At 69.6% G+C, this 22,941-nt stretch carries 21 protein-coding genes and 1 other RNA gene; 11 read left to right on the top strand and 11 right to left on the bottom strand.

Annotation, left to right across the window (positions count from 1 at the left end):
• Positions 1-82: 82 nt before the first annotated feature.
• The 8 genes from GGR71_RS01075 to GGR71_RS01040 all read left to right on the top strand — a co-directional run bounded on the left by GGR71_RS01075 (position 83) and on the right by GGR71_RS01040 (position 10,986).
• A complete protein-coding gene (locus GGR71_RS01075) occupies positions 83-1,204 on the top strand; it encodes a polyamine ABC transporter substrate-binding protein (protein WP_160957113.1) in 1,122 nt (373 codons plus the stop codon).
• Positions 1,205-1,729: 525 nt separating this feature from the next.
• Positions 1,730-2,998 carry an HlyD family secretion protein gene (locus GGR71_RS01070; protein WP_184451574.1) on the top strand — a complete coding sequence of 423 codons (1,269 nt, stop codon included), beginning with the start codon at positions 1,730-1,732 and terminating at the stop codon, positions 2,996-2,998.
• A complete protein-coding gene (locus GGR71_RS01065) occupies positions 2,995-4,572 on the top strand; it encodes a DHA2 family efflux MFS transporter permease subunit (protein ID WP_160957111.1) in 1,578 nt (525 codons plus the stop codon). The genes GGR71_RS01070 and GGR71_RS01065 overlap by 4 nt, the downstream gene beginning before the upstream one ends.
• Before the next feature lie 7 nt (positions 4,573-4,579).
• A complete protein-coding gene (locus tag GGR71_RS01060) occupies positions 4,580-6,085 on the top strand; it encodes an efflux transporter outer membrane subunit (RefSeq protein WP_160957110.1) in 1,506 nt (501 codons plus the stop codon).
• Positions 6,086-6,405: 320 nt separating this feature from the next.
• Positions 6,406-7,548 (top strand): ABC transporter ATP-binding protein, encoded by a 1,143-nt coding sequence (locus GGR71_RS01055; protein ID WP_160957109.1) that lies wholly within the window; start codon positions 6,406-6,408, stop codon positions 7,546-7,548.
• Between the two features lie 83 nt (positions 7,549-7,631).
• Positions 7,632-8,507 carry an ABC transporter permease subunit gene (locus tag GGR71_RS01050; protein ID WP_267103668.1) on the top strand — a complete coding sequence of 292 codons (876 nt, stop codon included), beginning with the start codon at positions 7,632-7,634 and terminating at the stop codon, positions 8,505-8,507.
• Positions 8,504-9,355 carry an ABC transporter permease subunit gene (locus tag GGR71_RS01045; RefSeq protein WP_160957107.1) on the top strand — a complete coding sequence of 284 codons (852 nt, stop codon included), beginning with the start codon at positions 8,504-8,506 and terminating at the stop codon, positions 9,353-9,355. Before GGR71_RS01050 ends, GGR71_RS01045 begins: the two co-directional genes overlap by 4 nt.
• A gap of 266 nt (positions 9,356-9,621) precedes the next feature.
• A complete protein-coding gene (locus tag GGR71_RS01040; RefSeq protein WP_160957106.1) occupies positions 9,622-10,986 on the top strand; it encodes an NAD-dependent succinate-semialdehyde dehydrogenase in 1,365 nt (454 codons plus the stop codon).
• Positions 10,987-11,128: 142 nt separating this feature from the next.
• On the opposite strand, the gene GGR71_RS01035 is transcribed toward GGR71_RS01040, so the two are convergent.
• The 10 genes from GGR71_RS01035 to miaB form a co-directional block, all read right to left on the bottom strand.
• A complete protein-coding gene (locus GGR71_RS01035) occupies positions 11,129-12,124 on the bottom strand; it encodes a magnesium and cobalt transport protein CorA (protein WP_010342143.1) in 996 nt (331 codons plus the stop codon).
• Positions 12,125-12,174: 50 nt separating this feature from the next.
• Complete coding sequence (locus GGR71_RS01030; protein WP_456362580.1) at positions 12,175-13,413, bottom strand: lipoprotein N-acyltransferase Lnb domain-containing protein; 1,239 nt, start codon at positions 13,411-13,413, stop codon at positions 12,175-12,177.
• A 44-nt stretch (positions 13,414-13,457) separates the two neighbouring features.
• Complete coding sequence (locus GGR71_RS01025) at positions 13,458-14,339, bottom strand: HlyC/CorC family transporter (RefSeq protein WP_160957105.1); 882 nt, start codon at positions 14,337-14,339, stop codon at positions 13,458-13,460.
• 111 nt (positions 14,340-14,450) lie between these two features.
• The gene (locus GGR71_RS01020; RefSeq protein WP_343160781.1) at positions 14,451-15,005 is read right to left on the bottom strand and encodes a hypothetical protein; all 555 of its coding nucleotides are present in this window, start codon (positions 15,003-15,005) and stop codon (positions 14,451-14,453) included.
• 267 nt (positions 15,006-15,272) lie between these two features.
• Positions 15,273-15,491: a hypothetical protein gene (locus GGR71_RS01015; RefSeq protein WP_160957103.1), complete on the bottom strand. Its 219-nt coding sequence runs from the start codon at positions 15,489-15,491 to the stop codon at positions 15,273-15,275.
• 54 nt (positions 15,492-15,545) lie between these two features.
• The gene (locus tag GGR71_RS01010; RefSeq protein WP_160957102.1) at positions 15,546-15,767 is read right to left on the bottom strand and encodes a hypothetical protein; all 222 of its coding nucleotides are present in this window, start codon (positions 15,765-15,767) and stop codon (positions 15,546-15,548) included.
• Between the two features lie 53 nt (positions 15,768-15,820).
• Positions 15,821-16,306 (bottom strand): rRNA maturation RNase YbeY, encoded by a 486-nt coding sequence (ybeY, locus tag GGR71_RS01005; RefSeq protein ID WP_160957101.1) that lies wholly within the window; start codon positions 16,304-16,306, stop codon positions 15,821-15,823.
• 164 nt (positions 16,307-16,470) lie between these two features.
• Positions 16,471-17,043 carry a hypothetical protein gene (locus GGR71_RS01000; RefSeq protein ID WP_160957100.1) on the bottom strand — a complete coding sequence of 191 codons (573 nt, stop codon included), beginning with the start codon at positions 17,041-17,043 and terminating at the stop codon, positions 16,471-16,473.
• Complete coding sequence (locus GGR71_RS00995; RefSeq protein WP_160957099.1) at positions 17,040-18,026, bottom strand: PhoH family protein; 987 nt, start codon at positions 18,024-18,026, stop codon at positions 17,040-17,042. The genes GGR71_RS01000 and GGR71_RS00995 overlap by 4 nt, the downstream gene beginning before the upstream one ends.
• Before the next feature lie 488 nt (positions 18,027-18,514).
• Positions 18,515-19,939: a tRNA (N6-isopentenyl adenosine(37)-C2)-methylthiotransferase MiaB gene (miaB, locus tag GGR71_RS00990; protein ID WP_160957098.1), complete on the bottom strand. Its 1,425-nt coding sequence runs from the start codon at positions 19,937-19,939 to the stop codon at positions 18,515-18,517.
• A gap of 132 nt (positions 19,940-20,071) precedes the next feature.
• Between miaB and GGR71_RS00985 the strand changes: the two genes are divergently transcribed.
• A non-coding RNA gene (locus GGR71_RS00985) (sX9 sRNA) lies at positions 20,072-20,147 on the top strand.
• A 4-nt stretch (positions 20,148-20,151) separates the two neighbouring features.
• Here the strand turns inward: GGR71_RS00985 and GGR71_RS00980 are convergent.
• Positions 20,152-20,769: a glutathione S-transferase family protein gene (locus GGR71_RS00980; protein WP_160957097.1), complete on the bottom strand. Its 618-nt coding sequence runs from the start codon at positions 20,767-20,769 to the stop codon at positions 20,152-20,154.
• Positions 20,770-20,845: 76 nt separating this feature from the next.
• Between GGR71_RS00980 and GGR71_RS00975 the strand changes: the two genes are divergently transcribed.
• Both GGR71_RS00975 and GGR71_RS00970 read left to right on the top strand, forming a co-directional pair.
• Positions 20,846-21,820 (top strand): helix-turn-helix transcriptional regulator, encoded by a 975-nt coding sequence (locus GGR71_RS00975; RefSeq protein WP_160957096.1) that lies wholly within the window; start codon positions 20,846-20,848, stop codon positions 21,818-21,820.
• Positions 21,821-21,930: 110 nt separating this feature from the next.
• Positions 21,931-22,887, top strand: coding sequence for a lytic transglycosylase domain-containing protein (locus tag GGR71_RS00970; protein ID WP_160957095.1), 957 nt, complete (start codon positions 21,931-21,933; stop codon positions 22,885-22,887).
• Positions 22,888-22,941 lie beyond the last annotated feature (54 nt).

Below are 22,941 nucleotides of genomic sequence, written 5' to 3'. Positions count from 1 at the left end.
TGGGTAGTCTGGAACGTCCCCCCGGATCCGGCGCGCGCCGCCGATCTCCTCCCTCTTGCCCATGGACCTGCGGAGACCTGCCATGACCTTGCGACTGCTCACTCTTTCCCTGGCCACGGCGCTGCTCGCCGGCTGCGGCGGCTCCGGCAGCGATGCGGACAAGGCGGGGCAGGGTGAGGCGAAGGTACTCAACGTCTACAACTACTCGGACTACATCGCCGAGAACACGATTCCAGACTTCGAGAAGCAGACCGGCATCAAGGTCACCTACGACGTCTTCGACAGCGACGAGATGGTGGAGACCAAGCTGCTGGCCGGCGGCAGCGGCTACGACGTGGTGGTGCCGACGCTGAATTTCTTCGGCCGGCAGATCCAGGCCGGGGTGTTCCTGCCGCTGGACAAGAGCAAGATCCCGAACCTGGCCAATCTGGACCCGCAGATCATGCAGCGCATCGCGCAGCAGGATCCGGGCAACAAGTACGGCGTGCCGTACATGGTCGGCACCACCGGCATCGGCTACAACGTGGACAAGGTCAAGGCCGCGTTCGGCAGCACCGACATCGCCAACAGCTGGGACCTGGTGTTCAAGCCCGAGAACCTGGCCAAGCTCAAGGATTGCGGCGTGACCCTGCTGGACACGCCCTCGGACCTGATCCCGATCGCGCTGCACTACCTGGGCGAGGATCCGCACAGCACCGATCCGGCCAAGATCGAGCAGGCCGCGGCGCTGATCAAACGCATCCGCCCGTACGTGCAGAACTTCCACTCCTCGCAGTACGTGACCTCGCTGGCCAACGGCAGCACCTGCCTGGCGGTGGGCTGGTCCGGCGACATCATCCAGGCGCGCGACCGCGCCGAGGAAGCCAAGAACGGCGTGCACGTGGCCTATTCGATTCCAAAGGAAGGCGCGCCGCAGTGGTTCGACATGCTGGCCATCCCCAAGGACGCCAAGCATCCGGAGAACGCCTACGCGTTCATCAACTACCTGCTGACACCGAAGGTGGCCGCGGCCAATACCGACTTCATCCACTACGCCAACCCGGTGCCGCAGGCGACCCCGCTGGTGGACGCGGCGATCCGCAACGATCCCACCATCTATCCGCCGCCGGAGGTGGCCGCGAAGATGTTCACCTATTCGATCAACCCGCCCGAAGTGGACAAGCTGTATACCCGCCTGTGGACGGAGATCAAGACGGGCCGTTGAGCCGCCGGCGTTGCGGTCCGGTAATGTTTTGCGGTTTGACCCGGATAGCTATCGCGCTGCGCTTGCCCAAGCGACCAGGGTGAGCGTGAGCGGCTGTTGTGGGAGGGACTTCAGTCCCGACGCGATGCTGCACGGGACATCTGGCGTCTTCGCTCGTCGCGGCTGAAGCCGCTCCTACGATGTCTGCTGGTGTAGGCAGGTACCGCGCCGGCTCTCCCGGTTGAGATCGGACAGCGCAAAAAGGTTTTCTCGTAGGAGCGGCTTCAGCCGCGACAGGCCTTCCTGATAGGACACATGGCACCCATCGGGATGAGAGACCGGGACATCGCTCCCTCGATGCAAGCGGCCGGGTCTGGCGCTGCACAGCCTCCGCAATCGCGGAGACGCCGCAGAGCCACCGCCACGCGATGCTCACATACTCTGTACTCGCCGGTACAAATAATGCGCCGTCCGGCGTACGCTACCGTTTGGTGGTGTCGCCGTCCCGACCCGGCGACGTTCTTCCTCTCCCCAGGAATCAGCGACTTGAGCAACCACGACCCAGACTCCTCGCAGGCGCCGCGGCGCGCCGCCGCGCACGATGCCCATGCCGACCAGGGCCAGTCCGGCACGCCCCGGGACGACAAGCGCCGTGACGGCAAGGGCCAGGACGACGACGGCAAGCCCGACACCCCGTCGCCGCTGAAGAACCCCAAGGTCAAATGGACCTTGCTGCTGATCGGCCTGCTGGTGGTGATCGGCCTGGTGGTGTGGCTGATCTACTACCTCACCACCGGCCGCTACCTGCAGGAGACCAACAACGCCTATCTGCAGGCCGACACCGTGGCGGTGGCGCCGCGGGTCAACGGCTACGTGACCGCGGTGTACGTGCGCGACAACCAGACCGTCGCCGCCGGGCAGCCCTTGCTGGAGATCGACCCGCGCACCTACCGCGCCACCCTGGAGCAGGCGCAGGCCGTCATCGCGGTGCGCCAGGCCGACATCGCCGCTGCCGAGGCCGGGTTGCAGGCGCAGCGCGCCAGCGTGCTGCAGGCGCGCACCCAGGTCACCGCGGCGGCTGCCAGCCTGCGCTTCGCCCAGGGCGAGGCCAAGCGTTTCGGGCCGCTGGCCGCGTCCGGCGCCGACACCCACGAACACTACGAAAGCATCCTCCACGACCGCGAACGCGCGCAGGCGCAGTTCGACGCGGCCAAGGCCCAGGTCGCCGCCGCCGAGAGCCAGGTGCAGGGCACCAGCGCCAAGCTCGACCAGGCGCGGGCCGGTCTGGTGCAGGCCCAGGCCGACGCCACGCAGGCGCAGGTGGCGGTGGAGGACACCCGCTTGACCGCGCGCATCGCCGGCCGCATCGGCGACAAGACCGTGCAGGTCGGCCAGTTCGTCGCCGCCGGCACCCGGCTGATGAGCGTGGTGCCGGTAGAGGCGCTGTACCTGAGCGCCAACTTCAAGGAAACCCAGGTCGGGCTGATGCGGCCGGGGCAGCCGGCGCGGATCGAGGTCGATGCGCTGTCGGGCGTGGAACTGGATGGCGTGGTCGAGAGCATCGCCCCGGGCACCGGGTCGCAGTTCGCGCTGCTGCCGCCGGAGAACGCCACCGGCAACTTCACCAAGGTGGTGCAGCGGGTGCCGGTGCGGATCCGCCTCAAGGCCGGCGCCGAGGCGCGCAAGGTGCTGGTGCCGGGCATGTCGGTGACGGTGACCGTCGATACGCGCGGCGCCAAGGACGCCAAGCAGCGCGTGGAGGAAGAAGACGCGCAGGGCCAGGATGCGGTCGCCCCGCGCGGGCGCACCCCGTGAGCGAAGCGGCCGCGGCGGCTGGCGCGCAGGCGCCGCAAAAGGCCGACAGCGGCGCCTGGCTGGCGGTGGCCGCTGGCACCATCGGCTCGTTCATGGCGACGCTGGACATCTCCATCGTCAACGCCGCGCTGCCGACCATCCAGGGCGAGGTGGGCGCCAGCGGTACCGAGGGCACTTGGATCTCGACCTCCTACCTGGTCGCCGAGATCGTGATGATCCCGCTGACCGGCTGGTTCGTGCGCACCCTCGGGCTGCGCAACTTCCTGCTGATCTGCGCGCTGCTGTTCACCTTCTTCTCGGTGGTGTGCGGGCTGTCCAACAGCCTGACCATGATGATTCTCGGCCGCGTCGGTCAGGGCTTCGCCGGCGGCGCGCTGATCCCCACCGCGCTGACCATCGTCGCCACGCGCCTGCCGCCGGCGCAGCAGACCCTGGGCACGGCGCTGTTCGGCATGACCGTAATCCTGGGCCCGGTGATCGGGCCGCTGCTGGGCGGCTGGCTCACCGAGAACGTCAGTTGGCACTACGCGTTCTTTCTCAACGTGCCGGTCTGCGCCGGTCTGGTGGCGCTGCTGCTGCTCGGGCTGCCGCACGAGCGCATGTATCTGCGCGGGCTGCTGGATGCCGACTGGCTCGGCATCTTCGGCCTGACCGCGGGGCTGGGCGCCTTGACCGTGGTGCTGGAGGAGGGCCAGCGCGAGCGCTGGTTCGAATCCACCGAGATCGTGCTGCTGAGCGTGGTCTCGCTGGTCGGCTTCATTGCCCTGGTGGCCTCGCAGTTCTTCAGCCGGCAGCCGGTGATCCGCCTGTCGATCCTGCTGCAGCGCAGTTTCGGCGCGGTGTTCGTGATGGTGATGGCGGTGGGCATGATCCTGTTCGGGGTCATGTACATGATCCCGCAGTTCCTGGCGGTGATCTCCGGCTACAACACCGAGCAGTCTGGCTACGTGGTGCTGCTGTCGGGCATCCCCACCGTGCTGCTGATGCCGATGATGCCCAAGCTGCTGACCACGGTGGACGTGCGCGTGCTGGTGCTCGGCGGGCTGACCTGCTTCGCCACCGCCTGCTTCGTCAACATGCATCTCACCGCCGAATCGGTCGGCATGCACTTCGTCGCCGGGCAGCTGCTGCAGGGCTGCGGGCTGGCGCTGGCCATGATGTCGCTCAACCAGGCGGCGATCTCCTCGGTGCCGCCGGACCTGGCCGGCGATGCCTCGGGCCTGTTCAACGCCGCGCGCAACATGGGCGGTTCGATCGGCCTGGCGCTGATCTCCACCTTCCAGGAGCGGCGCATGGTGTTCCACACGCAGATGCTCGGCAGCGGTACCACTGCCAACTCGCCACTGGCGCAGGATTATCTGCACGGCATCGCCGCGCAGCTGCAGTCGGTCTCCGGCGCCGGCGCGGCGATGCAGTCGCTGGCGCAACTGGCGCGGATGGTGCAGCAGCAGGCGCTGGTGATGACCTACAACGACCTGTTCTGGATCTTCGGGGTGATCGTGGTCTGCACGATCCCACTGGCGTTCCTGCTCAAGCCGCTGCCCAAGGGCGGCGCCCCGCTCGCGATGCATTGAGGATTCCATGGCCCAGCGTTTCTCCCGCGTTCTCGTCGCCGCCGCGCTGCCGTCGCTGCTGACGGCCTGCATGCTCGGCCCGGACTACGTGAAGCCGCCGCCGGTGGCCGAGGCGGCGCTGGCGCAGCCGCGGCTGCATCGCGCCGATGCCACGGCCGCCGCCGGCGTGGTGCCGGCACCGCCGCCGCAGCGCTGGTGGGACACCCTGCAGGACCCGCAGTTGACCATGCTGGTCGAGCAGGCCCTGCAGCACAGCCCGAACCTGCGCGTGGCGCAGGCGCGCCTGCGCGCCTCGCGCGCGCTGGTCGACCAGCGCCATGCCGAGCAGTTGCCCAGCGTCGGCGCCAACGCCGCCTATCTCAACGCGCATGCGCCGGATGCGCTGACCGATCGCCTGGGCAGCATCGCCGCCGGCACCGGCCAGCCGGTGGAGATCGATCCGCGCGCGCAGCTCTACAGCGTCGGTATCGATGCCAGTTGGGAACTGGATTTCTTCGGCCGCCGCCGCCGTGCCAGCGAGGGCGCACTGGCCGATGCCCAGGCCGACGAGGCCGACCTGGCCGACACCCAGGTGCAGATCGCCGCCGAAGTGGGGCAGGCCTACCTGGGCTACCGCAGCACCCGTGCGCGCATGGCCGTGGCCCAGCGCAATCTGGAGGCCGCCCGCCAGACCCTGCAACTGACCCGCCAGCGCCGCGAGCGCGGCGCCGACGCCGACCTGCAGGTGGAGCGCGCACAGGCGCAGCTGCAGCAGCAGGAGGCGGTGCTGCCGGACCTGCAGGCGCAGGCGCAGGTTGCGCTGGACCAACTGGCGCTGATGATCGGCCGCGAGCCGGGCGCGCTCGACGCCGAACTGGCCGCGGACCGGCCGTTGCCGACGCTGCCGGCAACGGTGCCGGTGGACGATGCCGGCGCGCTGATCCGCCGGCGCCCGGACGTGCGCCGCGCCGAGCGCCAGCTGGCGGCCTCGTCGGCGAAGATCGGCGAAGCGCTGACCGCGTATTTCCCGCAGGTCACGCTGCTGGGCAACATCGGCATGGCCGCGACCTCGCCGGGCGATCTCGGCCGCGACGCGGTCAATAGCGTGGTGGCGCCGTTCCTGCGTTGGTCGATCTTCGATTTCGGCGGCACCCGCGCCAAGGTCGAGCAGGCCCGCGCCGGCAACGCCGCACGCCTGGCCGCCTACGAGGGCACGGTGCTGGCCGCGCTGCAGGACGCCAACGGCGCGCTGGCGCGGTTCGGCGGCGCGCGCCAGCAGGCGCTGGCGGCGGACAAGGCCGCGGCCAGCGCGGATCGTTCCGCCGCGCTGCTGCAACAACGCTATGCCGCCGGCGCCTCGTCGCTGATCGATGCGCTGGACGTGCAGCGCCAGCAGGCCTCGGCGCAGGACAGCGCACTGCAGGCGCATACCCAGGTGCTGCTGCGCTACGTAGCCTTGCAGAAGAGCCTGGGCCTGGGCTGGGCGGAAACGCCGGCATCGGCGTCCGCGCCAGTGCCAGCCACGGCGCAGTGAGCGCGCACTGCTGTTACGAATCCCCAATCCCGATTCCCGAATCCCGCCGCCGCCGCGCCTCGGCGTGGCCACTGCGGTATCGCCGACACAACGGCCGCAGCCACACTGAAGGGCCTGGGCTGGGCCTGGGCTGGGCGGCGCCTGAGGCACCAGCGTCCGCGCCAGTGCCAGCCACGGCGCAGTGAGCGCGCGCTGCTGTTACGAATCCCCAATCCCGATTCCCGAATCCCGCGCCGTCACAGCTACACTGAAGCTCACCGCGCCGCGGTCGCCACTGCAGCGGCGCTCCGCACGACGGCGTGCTTTACGGGGAATCAGCGATGGCGTTGAGCGAAGCGAGAACCGACCATCTGCCGGCGCCGCCGCCGGCCAAGGGCACCGGCTATGTGTCCATAGCCGGCCTGCGCAAGGAGTTCGACGGCTTCGTCGCGCTGGACGACATCGACCTGGACATCGGCCAGGGCGAGATCTTCGCGCTGCTCGGTGGCTCCGGCAGCGGCAAGTCGACGCTGCTGCGCTGCCTGGGCGGGTTCGAGCAGCCCAGCCGCGGCCGCATCGTGCTCGACGGCCAGACGCTAGATGGGCTGCCGCCGTACCAGCGCCCGCTCAACATGATGTTCCAGTCCTACGCGCTGTTCCCGCAGATGAGCGTGGAGCAGAACATCGCCTTCGGGCTGAAGCAGGACGGGCTGTCGCGCAGCGCCATCGCCAGCCGCGTCGGCGAGATGCTGGAGCTGGTGCGGCTGGGCACGCTCGGCAAGCGCAAGCCGCACCAGCTCTCCGGCGGACAGCAGCAGCGCGTGGCGCTGGCGCGCTCGCTGGCCAAGCGGCCGAAACTGCTGTTGCTGGACGAGCCGATGGGTGCGCTGGACAAGAAGCTGCGCTCGCAGATGCAACTGGAGCTGGTGTCCATCATCGAGACCTCGGGCGTGACCTGCGTGATGGTCACCCACGACCAGGAGGAGGCCATGACCATGGCCACGCGCATTGCGCTGATGGAGCAGGGGCGCATCCGCCAGGTCGGTACGCCGGGCGACATCTACGAGTCGCCGAACAGCCGTTTCGTCGCCGAGTTCATCGGCTCGGTGAACATGTTCGAGGGCCGCATCGGCGAGGACCACCCCGACCATGTGACCGTGCTGTGCCCGCAGTTCCCGGTGCCGATCTACATCAGCCACGGCATCACCGGCGTGGAAGGGCAGGAGGTGGCGTTCGCGGTGCGTCCGGAAAAGGTCTGGATCACCAAGGGCGAGCCGGAGCAGATCTACAACAAGGCCCTGGGCACCATCGAGGATATCGCCTATTTCGGCAGCCACTCGATCTTCCACGTGCGCCTGCCCAGCGGCATCCGCGTGCAGTCCAACTTCGCCAACCAGAAGCGCTGGGACAGCGAAGGCATGACCTGGGGCGACACGGTGTGGGTGTCGTGGGACGACAACGACGGCGTGGTGCTGACCGCATGAGCGCGCCCGTCGTGCCGGTGCCGCCCGAGCCGACGCCGCGGCTGCGCCTGCAGCAGCGCCTGCGCCTGCGCTCGCTGCCGGCGATGCGCTGGCTGGTCATCGCCGCGCCGTACCTGTGGCTGCTGCTGTTTTTCGCGATCCCGTTCCTGATCGTGCTGCGCATCTCCTTCGCCGAGCAGGCGATCCGCAGCCCGCCGTACAGCGAACTGCTCGAAGTCCGCGACGGCGTGCTGACGCTGAAGCTGACCCTGCAGAACTACCTGGCGCTGCTGCGCGACCACCAGTACATCGAGGCCTACTGGGGCTCGATCAAGATCGCCGGCATCTCCACCGTGTTGACCTTGCTGATCGGCTACCCGATGGCCTACGCGATCGCGCGGCTGTCGCCGTCGGCGCGCAACATCGCGATGATGCTGGTGGTGCTGCCGTCGTGGACCTCGTTCCTGATCCGCGTCTATGCCTGGATCGGCATCCTCGACAGCAACGGCGTGCTCAACCGGGCACTGCTGGCGCTGGGCCTGATCGATGCGCCGCTGCATATTCTCTATACCCCGGTCGCCGCCTACATCGGCATCGTCTACTGCTACCTGCCGTTCATGGTGCTGCCGCTGTACGCGACCCTGGTCAAGCTCGACCAGCGCCTGCTCGAGGCCGCCTACGATCTCGGCGCGCCGCCGTGGAAGGCGTTCCTGACCGTGACCCTGCCGCTGTCGCGGCCGGGCATCGTCGCCGGCTGCATGCTGGTGATGATCCCGGCGGTGGGCGAGTTCGTGATCCCCGAGATGCTCGGTGGCCCGGACACGCTGATGATCGGCCGCGTGCTGTGGGGCGAGTTCTTCAACAACCGCGACTGGCCGACCGCCTCGGCGGTGGCGATCGCGATGCTGGCGCTGCTGATGGTACCGATCCTGATCTTCAACCGCTACCAGCAGCGCCAGCTCGAAGGCGGCCAGGCATGAGCGGCGCGCGCGGCGGCATGGGCACGGTGCTGCGCTGGACGGTGCTGGGCGCTGGCTTCGCCTTCCTGTACCTGCCGATCCTGCTGTTGATGGTGTATTCGTTCAACGCGTCCAAGCTGGCGACGGTGTGGGCCGGCTTCTCCATCAAGTGGTACGGCGAGTTGCTGCGCGACCGGCAGATCCTGCAGGCGGCGTGGATCAGCCTGAAGGTGGCGTTCTGGACCGCCACCGCGTCGATGGTGCTCGGCACGCTGGCGGCGATGGCGATGACCCGCTTCCGCCGCTTCCCCAGCAAGAGCCTGTTCGGCGCGCTGGTGACCGCGCCGCTGGTGATGCCGGAGGTGATCATCGGCCTGTCGATCATGATGATGCTGGTGTCGATGGGCGGCGTGCTCGGCATTCCGCCCAAGGGCGTGATGGCGATCTGGGCCGCGCATGTCACCTTCACCCTGTCCTTCGTCACCGTGGTGGTGTCCTCGCGCCTGCAGGAGCTGGACCGCTCGCTGGAAGAGGCGGCGATGGACCTGGGCGCCAACCGGCTCAAGGTGTTCTTCCTGATCACCGTGCCGATCATCGCGCCGGCGCTGGTGTCGGGCTGGCTGCTGGCGTTCACCCTGTCGCTGGACGACGTGGTGATCGCCAACTTCGTCGCCGGTCCGGATTCGACCACGCTGCCGATGACCGTGTTCTCCTCGGTGCGCATGGGCCTGAAGCCCAAGATCAATGCGCTGGCCACGCTGATGGTGCTGGCGGTGTCGATCGCCGCCGTCGTCGGCTGGTGGCTGATGGCGCGCAGCGAGAAGCGGCGTCAGCGCGATATCCAACTGGCCCAGCAGCAGGTGGGTTAGGGCGCCATCCTGTAGCAGCGGCGGAACCCTTGTCTGCCGCGCACGTGTTGGCGGCAGCGCCGACGACAGCCGCTCCTTGTGGGAGGGACTTCAGTCCCGACGCAGGGAGCCCGGATGCGTCGATGATGTCGCTTATCGCGGCCGAGTCACAGTTGTCTCCTGGGGCCGCGCGGAACACTGTGAGCCATCGCACTCGGCACCATCGCCACGCCGCCGCAACCTTTGCGGCGCTAGGCTGATCGCACTTTTTTCGAGGAGTCCGCGCGATGCCTTACGACACCGTCAATCCGGCCAACGGCCAGGTCGAATACAGTCTCGAGCTGATGGATGCCGCCGCCGTCGAACAGCGCCTGGCCGCCGCGACGCGGGCGTTCCCGGGCTGGGCGGCGACGCCGCTGGAGCAGCGCGGCGCGCTGCTGCGCAAGGTCGGTGCGCAGTTGCGCGAACAGCGCGACGCGATCCAGCGGGTGATGACCGCGGAAATGGGCAAGCTGCGCAAGGAAGCCCTGGCCGAACTCGACAAGTGCGCCGCGGCCTGCGACTACTACGCCGAGCACGCCGCCGAGTACCTTCGCGAGCAGGCGGTGGCCACCGATGCGCAGCGCAGCTACGTGCGCTACGAACCGCTGGGCTGCGTACTGGCGGTGATGCCGTGGAACTTCCCGATCTGGCAGGTGTTCCGCTTCCTGGCGCCGGCGCTGATGGCCGGCAACGTCGCCCTGCTCAAGCACGCCAGCAACGTGCCGCGCTGCGCCGACGCGATCGCCAAGGTGCTGGCCGATGCCGGTCTGCCGGCCGGCGTGTTCGACGTGCTGCACATCGACAACGACCAGGCCGCCGAGGTGCTGCGCGATGCACATGTGGCCGCGGTCACCCTGACCGGCAGCGAGCGCGCCGGCCGTTCCATCGCCGCCAACGCCGGCGGGCAGTTGAAGAAGTGCGTGATGGAACTGGGCGGTAGTGACGCCTTCGTGGTGCTGGACGACGCCGACCTCGACGCCACCGTGGCCGCGGCGGTGAAGTCGCGCTTCGACAACGCCGGGCAGACCTGCATTGCGGCCAAGCGCTTCGTGGTGGTGGAGGCGATCGCCGACGAATTCGTGCGCCGCTTCGTGGCCGCCGCTGCCGAGCGTCGCCTCGGCGACCCGCAGGAGGAGACGACCACGCTGGCGCCGATGGCGCGCCAGGATCTGCGCGACGAACTGCACAAGCAGGTGCAAGCCAGCATCGCCAAGGGGGCAAAGCCGCTGCTCGGTTGCGAGCCCGAGCGCGACAGCCATGCCGGCTATCCCGCGTCGATCCTCGACCAGGTGGTGCCGGGCACGCCGGCCTACGACGAGGAACTGTTCGGCCCGGTTGCGGCGATCCTGCGTGTGGCCGACGAAGCGGAAGCGGTGCGCGTGGCCAACGACACCACGTTCGGCCTCGGCGGCAGCGTCTGGACCCGCGACCCTGCCCGCGGTGAACGCGTGGCCTGCCAACTCGAGTGCGGCGCCGCCTTCGTCAACGCCATCGTCAAGAGCGACGTCCGCCTCCCGTTCGGCGGCATCAAGCGCTCCGGCTTCGGCCGCGAACTGGCCGAGCATGGCATCCACGAGTTCATGAACATCAAGACGGTCTATGTGGCTTGAGGCGGGGATTGGGGAGTCGGGATTGGGGATTCGCAAATGCGGATCCCCTCCACTGATGCATCCCGTGCAACCCAGGCTTTAAACCATCAGCCGCAGCGCACCGCTTCAACGAATCCCCAATCCCGACTCCCCAATCCCGGCCTCACAACCACCTCGCCCGTTTGAACGCCACATACAGCGCCACGCACACCGCGGCCACGCCGCCGACCATCAGCGGGTAGGCCCAGGGCCATTCCAGTTCCGGCATCTGCTTGAAGTTCATGCCGTACCAGCTGGTGATCAGGGTCGGGGCGGCGAGCAGGGCGGCCCAGGCGCCGAGGCGCTTGACCGTTTCGCCCTGGGCCAGGGTCACCAGCGACAGGTTCACGCTGAGCGCGGTGCCCAGCATCTCGCGCAGGGTGTCGATGGCGTCGTTGGTGCGCACCGCATGGTCGAGCACGTCGCGCACGTACAGGCGCACTTCCTCGGCGATCAGCGGGCCGGGGTGGCGCTTGAGGTGCGCCAGCACGTCCTGCAGCGGCGCCACCGCCAGACGCATCTGGTTGAGTTCGCGCTTGAGTTCGTACAGGCGGATCGCGGTATCGCGGCGGTACGACTCGGCGAAGATGTCGGCTTCCAGCCGCTCCAGGCTCTGCCGGAAGGCGTCGAGGATCGGCTGGTAGTTGTCCACCACATAGTCCAGCACCGCGTACAGCGCGTACGAGGGGCCCAGTTTCATCAGCGACGCCTCGCGTTCCAGCCGCTCGCGCACCGGCGCATAAGGCAGCGAGGCGCCATGGCGCACGGTCAGCAGGAAGCGCTCGCCGAGGAAGGCGTGGGTCTCGCCGTAGACGATGCGCTCGTCGATCACCTGCGCGGTGTGCACCGCCAGGAACAGCGAGTTGCCGAAGGCCTCGACCTTGGGCCGCTGGTGCGCCTTGCGCGTGTCCTCGATCGCCAGTTCGTGCAGCTGGAACTCTTCCTTGAGCTGCTGCAGCACGGCGTCGCCGGGCTCGTACATGCCGACCCAGACGAAGCCGTCGTCGTGGCCGGCCAGCACGTCGCTGATCTGCTCCAGGGCGATGTCGTGGCGACGGCCGTGGCCGTCGTAGTGCACGCAATTGATGACGCAGGCGGGATTGGCGGTCGCGGAGGCCATGGCGGGATCGGGTTCGGCGCAGGCGCGCGTGCTGAGGTGGCTGGACGGTATCAGGGCTGCGGGCGAGGGCGGGTGAGCGCCCAGGCCAGCGCCGCGTGCACCGGCAGCAGCAGCGCGATCCATTGCACGTTGAACTGCGGCTGCAGCATCGACAGCCAGTGGATCAGCAGCGCGGCGCCGGCCAGCGCTACCACCAGCCACAGCAGCACGTCGAACCAGCGCCCGGGGCGGCGCCCGCGCAGTACCGCAAGACCGCCGAACAGCAGCGGCAGGCACAGCGGATCCAGCAGCAGCAGATTGCGGTTGCCCCAGGCGGCGCGATGCTCGCTGAAGCCCCAGAGATACAGCAGGACCGCGCCGCCGAGCGCGCACAGCAGCCAGAACGGCAGCGCCAGCGCGGCCAGCCAGCGCGGGCGGCGCCCCAGCGCGAGCACGCCCGCCGCCGCGGCCAGCCCGACCAGCAGCCACGGCCACCAGTGCCGCAGCTGTTCCGGCGGTTCCGGCGGCAGCCGCTGCGGCAGCAACTGCTGGCGCGCCTGCACCAGCGGGCGGCCTTCGCTGTTGCGCACCTCGTTCAGGCTCTCGGCCAGGCGCATCGGCACGAACGCCTCTTCCCAGCGCGACAGCGGCTTGTCGGCGTACGGGCCCAGGCCCAGGTCGAAGCCCAGCCACATCCATGGCGCCGGCGAGGCCAGGCGCACCGATTCGCTGCGGTAGGTGTTGCCGCGCGAGCGGCCGGACAGTTGCGCGTGCAGCGCCCCGCCCATGGCCCGGTCCAGCGCGTCGCGGACCATCGTGGCGCAGTTGGCGGTGTAGTAGTCGTAGCGGTAGCGGGCGTTCTCCGGGCGCGCACGCCAGGCCAGCGCCTGCTCCAGCGCACGCGCCTGCGCCGGCGCCAGGTCCAGCCACTGGATGTCGACGCCGCGGCCGGCCTCGCGGTACTGCTGCAGATCCTCCTGCAGCGGCAGCGCGACCAGGTAGTAGCGCATGTCGCCGGCGGCGAAGCGGCCGACGAAGCCCGGTTCGCTGGGGTCGAAGAAACCGAAGTTGTACGAGGTGGCCTGGCCCGTGCGCGGGTCGAGCACCACGATGGCGTCGTGGCCGAAGCGCTCGAAGAACACTTCGCCGGGCTGCATCGTCGCCACGCCGATGCGCGGCGCGGGGTCGTTGGCGTCGGCGGCGGTGGTCGCAGCCGTCGTGGCTGCCGGTGCGGCCAGCGGCGGCGGTGCCGCCGGATCCGCAGGCGCGGTCTGCGCGAAGGCCAGCCCGGCCCACAGCGCCAGCAGCATCCCCAGCCAGCAGGCCGCGCTGGTGCGCGGCGCGGTGCGCGCGCTCAAGCGCCGTCCTGCGCGGCGGGCGGCAGGATGGTGACGTGGAAGGCCTGCACCCGGCGCGCGTCGGCCCGCGCCACGCGGAATGCGAACCGCCCCAGGGTCAATTCCTCGCCGGTCTCGGGCAGGTGGCCGATCGCTTCGGTGACCAGCCCGCCGACGGTGTCGTAGTCGTCGTCGGGGAAGTCGGCGCCGAAGCGCTCGTTGAAATCCTCGATCGGGGTCAGCGCGTCCACCACGTACTGGCCGTCGGCCTGCGCGGCGATCAGCGAGGCCTCGTCCTCGGCGTCGTCGTGCTCGTCGTCGATGTCGCCGACGATCTGCTCCAGCACGTCCTCGATGGTCACCAGCCCGGCCACGCCGCCGTACTCGTCGACCACGATCGCCATGTGGTTGCGCGAGAGCCGGAACTCCTTGAGCAGCACGTTGAGCTTCTTCGACTCGGGGATCAACACCGCCGGGCGCAGCAGTTCGCGCACCGTGCCCGGACCGTCATCGGCGACCACGCCGCGCAGCAGGTCCTTGGCCAGCAGGATGCCGAGGATGTCGTCCTTGTTGTCGCCGTGCACCGGGAAGCGGGAATGGCCGGATTCGACCACCTGCTTCATCAGGTCGAGGAAGCGCGACTCCACCGGCAGCGAGACCATCTGCGCGCGCGACACCATCACGTCGCCGACGGTGAGTTCGGAGACCGACAGCGCGCCCTCCATCATGCGCAGCGTGTCGGCGGCGATCAGGCCATCGTGCTGTGCGTCGCGCAGCACCTCGACCAGATCGTCGCGGGTGTGCGGGTCGCCGGAGAACACCGAGGTCAGGCGTTCCAGCCAGCCGCGACGTTTTTCGTGGGATTCGGGGGAGGAGCTACTCGGTCCGTCTTCAGACATGTTCTGGGGCTAGGCGCCCGATCGAACGGGCGGTAAGCCCAAGTCTAGCAGGGCGGTCGCGACAGCATCGCGACGCCGCCGGCCGGTGCCGGCAGGGCCGCCGGCGCGGGTTCAGCCGCCCTTGGGCGGCGTGTGCAGGGCGTCCGGCGCAGGGGGCGCACCGGGTTCCTCGGGCAGATCCAGGCTGTAGCTGCAGCCGGCCAGGGTCTTGCCGGGATGCGATTTCACCGTGGACACGCTGAGGATGATCGACTCGATCATCGGCTCGCCGGTCTTGGGATCGTGGACGTCGCGGCTGAGCACTTCGCGGCCGAACATGGCCTTCTCCGGGGTGTCCACCGCCGCTTCCAGGTTCAGGCGCTTGGCCAGCGGCCGCGGATCGGGCAGGTCCAGGATCGCCATCATGCTGGCGCCGGAGAAGGCGATGCGCTCGCTGCTGTAGCCGAACACCTGGATCGGCCGGGTCAGCGCGTATTCGGTCATGAACAGGTTGGACTGCGGCAGCGGCCGCCAGCCGTGCGCCACCGCCTTCAGCGGATCGGCCAGCAGCGGCGCCAGCGCCATGAAGTCGGCCACGTGCTGGCGGCATTCCAGCAGTGCCGGCAGGTCGGTGGCCGGATCGGCGGCCGCGGCAGCGGCGGGCGCTGCAGTGGACGGCGCGACGATCGCCGCAGGAACGGCGCAGGCGAGCGCGAGCAGGACGAGCGAGGGACGGATCAACGCACGGAACCTCGAAGGAAAACGGGGCTGCGGCGATCGCCGCGCGGCCACGTTACCGCCGGCGCCTGCGCTTGACCAGCGCGGGGAGGTAATGGGTGTGGTACGCAGGCATGGTCGTGCCCGCGCTTGCCGCGGCGGCTCCAACGGCGCGGCTATCTCTCAGAGACTGGCGTGCGGCTGGTAGTGGCGAAGCCAGAGGGGACGACGCCCGGATTACCCGGCCGATGAACTCGATTCGTGCACCACGCTGGAACGCCGTGTCTGCCGCAGCCATTGCCAGGCGCTTGGCAGGGTCAGCAATCCGGCGGCGAGGAACAGCAGCGACAACGCCAGCAGCGTGTTGTTCGCATCGATGTGCCGGCGCAGGCCGGACAGGCACGGCCATGCCGCGAATGCCAGCGGGCACAGCAGGGCCACGCGTCCGGCGCGCACCGGGATGCGGACTGGTTCAGCGTCTGTGCGGTGCCGGCGCCGGTACAGCCAGCGCTAGGCGCTGGGCGTGGTCGCCAGCACCAACAGGGTCAACAGGCCCAATGCCGCCTGGATGGGCGCGGACAGGCCGCCGCTGCCGCCGAACGCGGGCGCTGGCCGGATCAGGCCTAGGTAGACGTGGCAGCTCAGGCCAAGCGCCCAGACCAGGACGGCGAGGCCTTGCCAGTGCTGGGCTGCGCGTGCCTGTCGGGATTGCGGGGCGGTAGGGGCATCCATGCGTGGCGATCTCCTGCGGAATGCTGCAAAGGTGCCGCGTCGCCGTCGCCGGATCAACGTTCGCCGGCGTAGGGGTCGGAGACGCCGAGGTCGGCGAGGATCTCGCGCTCCAGTTGCTCCATCGCCTCGGCTTCCTTGTCGTCCTCGTGGTCCCAGCCGAGCAGGTGCAGCACGCCGTGCACGGTCAGGTGCGCGTAGTGCGCATTGAGCGGCTTGTCCTGTTCGGCGGCTTCGCGCGCCACCACCGGCGCGCAGATCACCAGGTCGCCGAGCAGCGGCAGCTTGATGCCCTTCGGCAGCCCCTCCGGCAGTTCCGCCGGGAAGCTGAGCACGTTGGTGGCGTAGTCCTTGCCGCGGTAGTGCTGATTGAGGGCGCGGCCTTCGCGGTCGTCGACCAGGCGGATCGCCAGGTCGGCCTCGCGGATGCGGCCCTTCAGCGCCGCGGCGACCCATTTGCGGAAGCTCGGCGCCGCCGGCAGCCCGGCACGGGGCAGGGCGTAGCTGACGCCGACATCGAGGCGGACGGGACCTTTGGTCATGGCAGACGGCCGAGTACAGCGGTGGGCGCACAGTATCGCGCGTGCGGCGGCTCAGGGCGACTTCCCGTCATCGGCGCCCTCGATCTCGACCGCCACCATGGCAGTGGCGTGCGTGGCGCAACAGGGCCGTAAACGTGCGACGCAATTACAGCTTTACAGCGGACTCAGGTCACGCACGCGATCAGGAACAGCAGCGGGGTCTTCTCCGCTTCTGCCACGTACACCGTGCTGCCCATCGGGCCGTGCTGGCAGCGCGGATTGCTGCGCCGGACCTCGACCGTGGCGGCGAAGCGCGCCGCTGCCGTCAGCCACACGGCGGCCTGGCCGCGTTCGAGCTGGTCGCCGACCAGATAAAGGCTATCGGTGGGCACTTGCGCGAGCGCGAGTGCCGTGCAGCCGAAGCGGTCGCGGCGTGCGTTCGCGCCGTCCCTGCTCGCCGCATCCAGCAGGCCTTGTGCACGCGTGCCGGCGATCCAGGCCAGGCGTTGCGCTTCGTCGTCGCGCGGCGCGGTCGGCGAGGTGCGTGCGATCGCCGCGGCGCGCTCCAGGACGTCGCGCGGCAGGCCGATGCTGGCCGTGTCCCGCTCGATCGACAGGCAGGGTGGGTTCAACGATTGCGCCAGGGCGATGCGTTGCGGCGCCGGATCCCGTGCTGATGGAGCATCCGGCGTCTGGCCGCCGGCACTGCCGGCCACGCCAAGCAGCGCTGCCAGCAGGCCGGGCCAGGGCCGGATCATGCCGATGGGCCGCTGGCGCGGTCGACCACGTCGCGCTTCTCGTAGGCGTTGACGATGCGCGCGACCAGCGGATGCCGGACCACGTCGCGCGCCTCGAAGAAGGTGAAGCTGACCCCGTCCACCTCGTGCAGCACCTCGATGGCATCGCGCAGGCCGGACTTGACGTGCTTGGGCAGGTCGATCTGGGTCAGGTCGCCGGTGACCACGGCGGTGCTGCCGAAGCCCAGGCGGGTCAGGAACATCTTCATCTGCTCGATGGTGGTGTTCTGCGCTTCGTCCAGGATCACGTAGGCGTCGTTGAGGGTGCGTCCGCGCATGTACGCCAGCGGCGCGATCTCGATGACGTTCTTTTCCAGCAGCTTGACCACCTTCTCCACGCCCAGCATCTCGTACAGCGCGTCGTACAGCGGGCGCAGGTAGGGATCGACCTTCTGGCTGAGGTCGCCAGGCAGGAAACCCAGCTTCTCGCCGGCCTCCACCGCCGGGCGCACCAGGATCAGGCGCTGCACCCGCGACTCGTTCAGCGCTTCCACCGCGCTGGCCACGGCCAGGAAGGTCTTGCCGGTGCCGGCCGGGCCGATGCCGAAGTTGATGTCGTGGGTGGCGATCTGGTGCAGGTACTTGGCCTGGTTGGCGCCGCGCCCGCGCACGGTGCCGCGCCTGACCTTGATCGCCACGTCCTGCGGCTGGTACGCGCGCTGCGCCACCTGGTCGATGTTGGACTGGTTGAGCCGCAGGTGGATTTCCTGGTCATCGAAGGCGACTTGGTCGGCCTCGGCGTACAGCGCCTGCAGCAGCCGCTCGGCCGCCGCCACCGCCTGCTCCGGCCCGGTCACCCGGTACACGTTGCCGCGGTTGGAGATCTCCACGCCCAGGCGCAGTTCGATCTGCCGCAGGTGCGCATCGAACGGGCCGGCCAGATTGGCCAGGCGCTCGGTGTCGGCGGGATCCAGGGTGAAGTCGCGTTGCGCAGGGGTGGTCATGGCGGGCGCACGCCGCCGGTGGCGACGTCGAAAAACGAGGGGCGCAAAGGGTAGCGCGCAGCGCGTAGCCGGGCCAGTGAAGGGCGTGCGGCGGCGACGTCGTGGTGCGCAGGCCGCTGCGGTGGAGGTGCGCTTCGCGGATCGGTGCACGCAGGCGCGGCGCCACCAGTGTGATGGCGACGTTGTCCACAATGGATGTGGATCGATTGTCCAAAAGCCTGTGGACAACGGCGCGAACGCCTTGCTGCGCAAGGCGCCGGCCTGTGGTGGCGAAAAAATCGCACCTGTCCGATCGCGACGGTACCCGCAGCGGCGGAGAGCCCGCATGACAACGCAAGGCGCCCATGCGTTCCCAGGCTGGCTGCAGTCGGGACTGAAGTCCCTCCCACAGTGCATCCGCTGCGCCGGCCGCGCTCCTGTGGGAGCGGCTCAGCCGCGACGCGAGATGATGGGAGCTTGGGATGTCTGCGGGCGCGTGTCGCGTTCGCTCAGGCCGCGGCGTCGTCCTCGGCCAGGTGCAGGCGGCCGCGCAGCGAATTGCTCAGCGCCTCGGTGATCGTCACCTCGACGAACTGGCCGATCAGGCGCGGGTGGCCGGGGAAGTTCACCGAACGCATGTTCTCGGTCTTGCCGGTCAGCTCGGCCGGGTTCTTCTTCGACGGGCCTTCCACCAGCACGGTCTGCACGCTGCCGATCATGCTTTGCGAGATCTGCTGCGCATGCGCGTTGATGTGCGCCTGCAGCCGCGCCAGCCGCGCATGCTTGACCGCCTCGGGGGTGTCGTCTTCCAGGTCGGCGGCGGGCGTGCCCGGGCGCCGCGAATAGATGAAAGAGAAACTCTGGTCGAAACCCACGTCCTCGATCAGCTTCATGGTCTTGTCGAAGTCGGCGTCGCTCTCGCCGGGAAAGCCGACGATGAAGTCCGAGCTGATCGAGATGTCCGGGCGCACCGCGCGCAGCTTGCGGATCTTCTGCTTGAACTCCAGCGCGGTGTAGCCGCGCTTCATCGCGCTGAGGATGCGGTCGCTGCCGGCCTGCACCGGCAGGTGCAGGTAGTTGGCCAGCTGCGGCACATCGCGGTAGGCCTCCACCAGCGAGTCGCTGAACTCCAGCGGATGCGAGGTGGTGAAGCGGATGCGGCCGATGCCCTCGATCTGCGCGATGCTGCGGATCAGCAGGCCCAGGTCGGCGACCTGCGCTTCCTCGCCGGCCTCGGCATCGGCGTAGGGGCCGCGGTAGGCGTTGACGTTCTGGCCGAGCAGGTTGATCTCGCGTACGCCCTGCGCGGCCAGTTGCGCCACTTCCACCAGCACGTCCTCGAACGGCCGGCTGATCTCCTCGCCGCGGGTGTAGGGCACCACGCAGAACGAGCAGTACTTGGAGCAGCCTTCCATGATCGACACGAAGGCCGAGGGGCCTTCGGCGCGCGGTTCCGGCAGGCGGTCGAACTTCTCGACCTCGGGGAAGCTGATGTCCACCTGCGACTTGCCCGATGCGCGCCGCGCACGGATCAGTTCCGGCAACCGGTGCAGGGTCTGCGGGCCGAACACCAGGTCCACGTAGGGCGCACGCTTGACGATGGCCTCGCCTTCCTGCGAGGCCACGCAGCCGCCGACGCCGATGATCACCGGCTTGCCGCCGGCCTTCAGCGCCTTCCAGCGGCCGAGCTGGCTGAACACCTTCTCCTGCGCCTTCTCGCGGATCGAGCAGGTGTTGACCAGGACCACGTCCGCTTCTTCCGGGTTGTCGGTCAGCTCCAGGCCCTCGGACGCGGCGAGCACGTCGGCCATCTTGGCCGAGTCGTACTCGTTCATCTGGCAACCGTGGGTCTTGATGTACAGCTTGCCGCGCACCGGCGCGGGTGCGGCGGCGGTGCCGGCGGAGGGCAGGGGATGCAGGACGGTCCCGGGCATGGCGCTTAATCCAGGCGGGTGGAAAGGAAGCCGGCTAGTCTACTCGTGCCGGCGCGCGGGCGCAGGTCCGAGAGCGGCTGACAAACCTGCTGCGCAGCCGCCAGGCGGGCGCGGACGGTGCTCGGAATCCTCATGTACCACTCATGCACTGCGGTTCCTGCGCGCCGTCCGCACCCATCTGGCGACTGCTCGCGACGTTGCGTTAGCGACTCTTAGCCGGCCGCGGCATCCACCGCCAGCGCGCGCTGCACCGCCGGCCGCGCCGCCATGCGTTCCGCGTAGGCGCGGGTCGGCGCCGGTGGATCGAGCAGGCCGAACTGCAGCATCCAGCCCAGCGCGCTGCCCCACAGCACGTCGGCGGCGCTGCAGCGGTCGCCGAGCAGGTAATCGCCGCGCGCCAGCTGTGCGTCCACTACCGCCAGCACGGTGTCGCAGTCGGCATACGGCGACATCGCCCGCGGCGCCGGCGCCCGCTTGAGCGCGCGATCGACCAGCGCCGGTTCGAAGCAGGCACCGTAGAACGCCAGCCAGCGCAGGTAGGGGCCGCGCAGCGGGTCGCCGATCGGCGGCGCCAGCCCGGCTTCGGGATACAGGTCGGCCAGGTAAGGGTAGATCGCGCCCTGTTCGGTGACCACCGCGCCGGCATGCACGATCGCCGGCACCTTGCCCATCGGGTTGATCGCCAGATACGCCGGCGCCAGTTGCGCCTGCCGATCGAAGTCGATGCGCTCGATGGCGTAGTCGGCGCCCAGCTCCTCGAGCAGGATCAGCACGCCGCGCGAGCGCGACTGCGGGTTGTGGAACAGGGTGACGTGGCGGTCGGTGGTCATGTGCGGCTCCTGGGTGGTCGGTGCGGACAGCCTAGACCCCATTGCGGACAGCTTCTGTCCGCAATAGCGTGCGCCGATGTCATCGCCCGCCGCCCGCCTGTTGCGCCTGATCGCCCTGCTGCAGACCCGCCGGCTCTGGTCCGGTGCCGAGCTGGCGGCGCGGCTGGGGGTGGACCGACGCAGCCTGCGCCGCGACGTGGAGCGGTTGCGCGCGCTGGGCTATGCGGTGGAGGCGGCGGCAGGCGTCGGCGGCGGTTACCGGCTGGCCGCGGGCGCGCAGATGCTGCCACTGCTGTTCGAGGAGGACGAGGCGGTCGCGGTCGCGGTGGCGTTGCGCGCCGCCTGCGCCAGCATGGCCGGCCTGGAGGACACCGCGGTGCGGGTGCTGGCCAAGCTCGAACCGCTGCTGCCGGCGCAGGTGCGACGGCGTGCCGAAGCCTTGCAGGGGGCGACCCTGGCGCTGGGCCAGGATCCTCTGCGGCCGGACACGCGGGTGCTGATCGGCGTCGCCAGCGCCTGTCGCGACCGGCGCCTGCTCGGCTTCGCCTACCGCGACCATGCCGGCCGCACCAGCCAGCGCTTGGTCGAGCCCTTGCGCCTGGTCAACGCCGGCCGCCGCTGGTACCTGCTGGCCTGGGACCGCGACCGTGCCGACTGGCGCACTTTCCGCGCCGAGCGCATCGTGCCGCCCTTGCAGCTCGGCGCGGCGGTGGCGGTGCGCCTGCCGCCGCAGGAACCGGCGGCCATGGTCGATGCGGCGATTCGCTACAGCCCGCAGGCACTGGGCTTCGCCCTCAGCGTGCGGCTGCCCGGCAGTGTCGCCGAACTGGGCGCGCGCATTCCGCTGTGGTGCGGCACCCTGCAGGACGAGGCCGACGGCCACTGCCGGCTGTCGCTGCTGGCCGACGCGGTGCCGTGGCTGGCGGCGCAGTTGCTGACCATCGGCGTGCCGTTCGTCGGACTGGAGGCCACGCCCGAGGTGCGGACGGCGCTGCGCGAGATGCTGAACGCGTTGCTGGAGCAGGTGCCGGCGCCGGAGCCAGCCGAATAGGCCGCGCGCCCGCGCCCTCGGCACCGGCCAGCCCCGCCGCCGCGCCGCCGCACCGCCGCCCGGGCGACGCGGACTTGGCAAGTGCCGGGGAAGTTGGGACACTCGCCGTCATGAAGGGGATGCTGTGGCTCCTGGGGCTGGGACTCGCCACGTTGACGGCTGCGCCGGCCAGCGCCGGCACCCTGTACAAGTGCACGGGCAACGACGGCGTGCCCAGCTACGGCAGCAAGCGCGTGTCCGGCGCCAGCTGCAGCGTGATCGGCCGCTACACCCCCGACCGCCGTGCCGCGCGGACCGCCCCGGCGCCGGCGCCGGCCAGGGCCAGTACCGAGCGGCCACCCAGCCGCGGCGTCATCGCCAGCGCCGGCACCGTGGCGCCGGCCACCCTGATCAGCGCGCCGGTCGCTGTTCCGGCCCCGGTCACCGCCAACGCTGTGCCCAACCGGGTGGCGCCGGTGCCGCCAGGCAACAGCGGTGCATCGCGACGCCTGGTCAGCGGCCAGCTGTATTCGTACATGAAGGACGGCGTACGCCACTACACCAGTGCGCGTCCGACCCAGGTCGCCAATCTCGGCGCGGTGCGCACGATCCGCTACAGCTTCATGGAGACCTGCTACGCCTGCGCCAACCCGGGGGTCAACTTCGGTGCGGTGCGCCTGAACACCACCGCCTACCAGAGCGAGATCGCCGCCGCCGCGCGCGAGTACGGGGTCGACGAAGCGGTGGTGCGCGCCATCATCCACGCCGAGTCCGCGTACAACCCGACGGCGCTCAGTCGCGCCGGCGCGCAGGGGCTGATGCAACTGATGCCGCCGACCGCACGCCGCTTCGGCGTCAGCGATTCGTATGATGCAGCGCAAAACATTCGCGGCGGCGTGCAGTACCTGGCGTGGCTGTTGAAGCGCTTCAACGGCAACCTCAGCTTGGCCGCGGCCGGCTACAACGCCGGCGAGGGCGCGGTAGACAAACACGGCGGGGTGCCGCCGTACAGCGAGACCCAACGCTACGTGCAACGGGTGGGCGTGCTCGCCGAGCGCTACCGCGGCGTGCTGGCGACCGCGCATTGAGCCGTCGCCGAGGCCCGGCAGGAGGCGTTGCGCGTCCATTGTCGGCGCGTTAAG

The sequence above is a fragment of the Xanthomonas sp. F1 genome (assembly GCF_014199855.1).
This window is presented reverse-complemented; position numbering and strand designations above follow the sequence as displayed.

Bases quoted from the DNA above. Each gene is read 5' to 3' on its own strand.
- GGR71_RS01000 (WP_160957100.1), bottom strand. From the start codon at position 17,043: ATGATCCGGCCCTGGCCCGGCCTGCTGGCAGCGCTGCTTGGCGTGGCC.
- miaB (WP_160957098.1), bottom strand. From the start codon at position 19,939: ATGCCCGGGACCGTCCTGCATCCCCTGCCCTCCGCCGGCACCGCCGCC.
- GGR71_RS01040 (WP_160957106.1), top strand. From the start codon at position 9,622: ATGCCTTACGACACCGTCAATCCGGCCAACGGCCAGGTCGAATACAGT.
- GGR71_RS01025 (WP_160957105.1), bottom strand. From the start codon at position 14,339: ATGTCTGAAGACGGACCGAGTAGCTCCTCCCCCGAATCCCACGAAAAA.
- GGR71_RS01075 (WP_160957113.1), top strand. From the start codon at position 83: ATGACCTTGCGACTGCTCACTCTTTCCCTGGCCACGGCGCTGCTCGCC.
- GGR71_RS01030 (WP_456362580.1), bottom strand. From the start codon at position 13,413: ATGCTGCTGGCGCTGTGGGCCGGGCTGGCCTTCGCGCAGACCGCGCCT.
- GGR71_RS01055 (WP_160957109.1), top strand. From the start codon at position 6,406: ATGGCGTTGAGCGAAGCGAGAACCGACCATCTGCCGGCGCCGCCGCCG.
- GGR71_RS01010 (WP_160957102.1), bottom strand. From the start codon at position 15,767: ATGGATGCCCCTACCGCCCCGCAATCCCGACAGGCACGCGCAGCCCAG.
- GGR71_RS00980 (WP_160957097.1), bottom strand. From the start codon at position 20,769: ATGACCACCGACCGCCACGTCACCCTGTTCCACAACCCGCAGTCGCGC.
- GGR71_RS01045 (WP_160957107.1), top strand. From the start codon at position 8,504: ATGAGCGGCGCGCGCGGCGGCATGGGCACGGTGCTGCGCTGGACGGTG.
- GGR71_RS00975 (WP_160957096.1), top strand. From the start codon at position 20,846: ATGTCATCGCCCGCCGCCCGCCTGTTGCGCCTGATCGCCCTGCTGCAG.
- GGR71_RS01050 (WP_267103668.1), top strand. From the start codon at position 7,632: ATGCGCTGGCTGGTCATCGCCGCGCCGTACCTGTGGCTGCTGCTGTTT.
- GGR71_RS01035 (WP_010342143.1), bottom strand. From the start codon at position 12,124: ATGGCCTCCGCGACCGCCAATCCCGCCTGCGTCATCAATTGCGTGCAC.
- ybeY (WP_160957101.1), bottom strand. From the start codon at position 16,306: ATGACCAAAGGTCCCGTCCGCCTCGATGTCGGCGTCAGCTACGCCCTG.
- GGR71_RS01060 (WP_160957110.1), top strand. From the start codon at position 4,580: ATGGCCCAGCGTTTCTCCCGCGTTCTCGTCGCCGCCGCGCTGCCGTCG.
- GGR71_RS00995 (WP_160957099.1), bottom strand. From the start codon at position 18,026: ATGACCACCCCTGCGCAACGCGACTTCACCCTGGATCCCGCCGACACC.
- GGR71_RS00970 (WP_160957095.1), top strand. From the start codon at position 21,931: ATGAAGGGGATGCTGTGGCTCCTGGGGCTGGGACTCGCCACGTTGACG.